The organism is Melaminivora alkalimesophila (assembly GCF_000282995.1).
Lineage (GTDB): Bacteria > Pseudomonadota > Gammaproteobacteria > Burkholderiales > Burkholderiaceae_C > Melaminivora > Melaminivora alkalimesophila.
Genome location: NZ_ALEE01000263.1, coordinates 1 through 2,342, shown reverse-complemented (window position 1 = coordinate 2,342; position 2,342 = coordinate 1). Strand labels below are relative to the sequence as shown.

The window sequence follows — 2,342 nt, the reverse complement described above, 5'->3', positions numbered from 1 at the left end:
GCGGCCGCGACGGCGGCGCTGCCACCCGAGGAGCCGCCGGGCACGCGCGCCGCATCCCAGGGGTTGCGCACCGGCCGGGGCGCGTCGTGGCCCACGGGGGCGATGGCGGCGCTTTCGTTGTCGCCGCCCATGGCGAACTCGTCGCAGCTGAGCTTGCCCAGGCTCACGCAGCCGGCCGCGGCCAGGCGCTCGACGATGGTCGCATCGAACGGCGAGCGGTAGCCGGCGAGCATCCGGCTGGCCGCGGTGGTCGGGAAGTCGCGCGTGACGAACACGTCCTTGTGCGCGATCGGCACGCCGGCCAGCGGCCCGGCCGTGCCGGCGGCGAGCGCCGCGTCCTGCGCGCGTGCCTGGGCGAGCGTCGCCTCTTCGTCCACGGCGAGGAAGGCGCCCAGGTCCTGATGCTCGCGCATGCGCGCCAGGAAGTGCTGCGCCAGCTCGACGGCGCTGAGCTGCCTGTCGCGCAGCTGCGCCGCGAGGGCGGCGACGCCGAGCTCGTGCAGGGCGGAAGGGGGGTGGGAGGTGTGGTTCATGGCAGGCCCCTTGCTCATTCGATCACGCGGGGAACCAGGAACAGCCCGCGCTCCACGGCCGGGGCGTTCGCCTGGTAGGCGTCGCGGCGGTCGGGCTCGCTCGCCACGTCTTCCTGCAGGCGCAGCGTGACCTCCTGCACGGCCGCCAGCGGGTGCGCCAGCGGCTCGACGCCCGAAGTATCCACAGCCCGCATCCGTTCGACGATCGCGAAGAAGTCGTTGAGGGTGGTGAGCATGCGCTCACCCTCTTCGGGAGTGAGCTCCAGCCGCGCCAGCTGGGCGAGGCGGCCGATGTCCTGGGGGGTCAGTGCCATAGGAAAAAGGCCCGGAAACCGGATGTAACGCTCGCCATCCGGGCCGCGGCCGTGGAAGTTATTCACAGGGGATGCGTTATTATCCCGGCTTTGCCGCAATACCCTCCGCACCGCCGGCGATTGTGCGAAAAAAGTCCGCAGACACCTGACAAAATTTCCGGCGACGGCACATTGCGCCGCAAGCGCCTGCCGTGCCGCATGAGGATCCCCTGAATGTTCGGAGCATTCCGTCGGTACTTTTCCACCGACCTGGCCATCGACCTTGGCACCGCCAACACCCTGATCTTCGCCCGCGACAAGGGCATCGTCCTCGATGAGCCCTCCGTCGTCGCCATCCGCCACGAGGGCGGCCCGCATGGCAAGAAGGTCATCCAGGCCGTCGGCAGCGAGGCCAAGGCCATGCTCGGCAAGGTGCCGGGCAACATCGAGGCCATCCGGCCGATGAAGGACGGCGTGATCGCCGACTTCGTCATCACCGAGCAGATGATCAAGCAGTTCATCAAGATGGTGCATCCGCGCTCGGTGCTGACTCCCAGCCCGCGCATCATCATCTGCGTGCCCTGCGGCTCCACCCAGGTCGAGCGCCGTGCCATCAAGGACGCGGCCGAGGCCGCCGGCGCCACCGCCGTCTACCTGATCGAGGAGCCCATGGCGGCCGGCATCGGCGCCGGCCTGCCGGTGTCGGAGGCTTCCGGCTCGATGGTCGTGGACATCGGCGGCGGCACCACGGAAGTGGGCGTGATCTCGCTGGGCGGCATGGTCTACAAGGGCAGCGTGCGCGTGGGCGGCGACAAGTTCGACGAGTCCATCATCAACTACATCCGCCGCAACTACGGCATGCTGATCGGCGAGCCCACGGCCGAGGCCATCAAGAAGCAGATCGGCTCGGCCTTCCCCGGCTCGGAGGTCAAGGAGATGGAGGTGCGCGGGCGCAACCTCTCGGAAGGGGTGCCGCGTCCGTTCACGATCTCCTCTAACGAAGTCCTCGAAGCCCTGACCGAGCCGCTCAACCAGATCGTCAGCGCCGTCAAGAACGCGCTCGAGCAGACCCCGCCCGAGCTGGGCGCCGACATCGCCGAGCGCGGCATGATGCTCACCGGCGGCGGCGCGCTGCTGGCCGACCTGGACCGGCTGCTGTCGGAAGAGACCGGCCTGCCCGTGCTGGTGGCCGAGGAGCCGCTGACCTGCGTGGTGCGCGGCTGTGGCATCGCGCTGGAGCGCATGGAGCGCCAGGGCAGCATCTTCACCAGTGACTGAGCGGCGCGTGCCGCCGCGCCCGCGTCGCGCGCCCTGCTTCGGTTGACGCATGCCCCCGGGAACCCTCGATCGCGCTGCGCCCTCGCTGTTTCGCCATGGCCCCTCGCCGCGCGCGCGGCTGGTGCTCTATGGCGCGCTGGCGCTGTTCCTGATGGTGGCGGACGCGCGCTTTCGCGTCACCGACCCGCTGCGCACCGCGGTGGCGACGGTGCTGTACCCGCTGCAGTGGCTGGCGCTG

The 2,342-nt window shown here is 70.1% G+C and carries 3 protein-coding genes and 1 pseudogene; 2 read left to right on the top strand and 2 right to left on the bottom strand.

From position 1 onward, the window contains the following. On the bottom strand, nt 1–533 hold a 533-nt coding region (locus A612_RS04845; RefSeq protein ID WP_019373413.1), incomplete at its 3' end, for an amidase family protein. Between the two features lie 14 nt (nt 534–547). Further along, nucleotides 548–847, bottom strand: a complete 300-nt coding sequence (gene gatC, locus A612_RS04840; protein ID WP_019373412.1) for an Asp-tRNA(Asn)/Glu-tRNA(Gln) amidotransferase subunit GatC — start codon at nt 845–847, stop codon at nt 548–550. 213 nt (nt 848–1,060) lie between these two features. Here gatC and A612_RS04835 point away from each other — a divergent pair, with 213 nt between their 5' ends. Both A612_RS04835 and A612_RS04830 read left to right on the top strand, forming a co-directional pair. Further along, entirely contained in the window at nt 1,061–2,104 is a 1,044-nt protein-coding gene (locus A612_RS04835) for a rod shape-determining protein (protein ID WP_019373411.1), read from the top strand. A 49-nt stretch (nt 2,105–2,153) separates the two neighbouring features. Further along, nucleotides 2,154–2,342, top strand: a pseudogene (locus A612_RS04830) (rod shape-determining protein MreC); the annotation flags it as partial.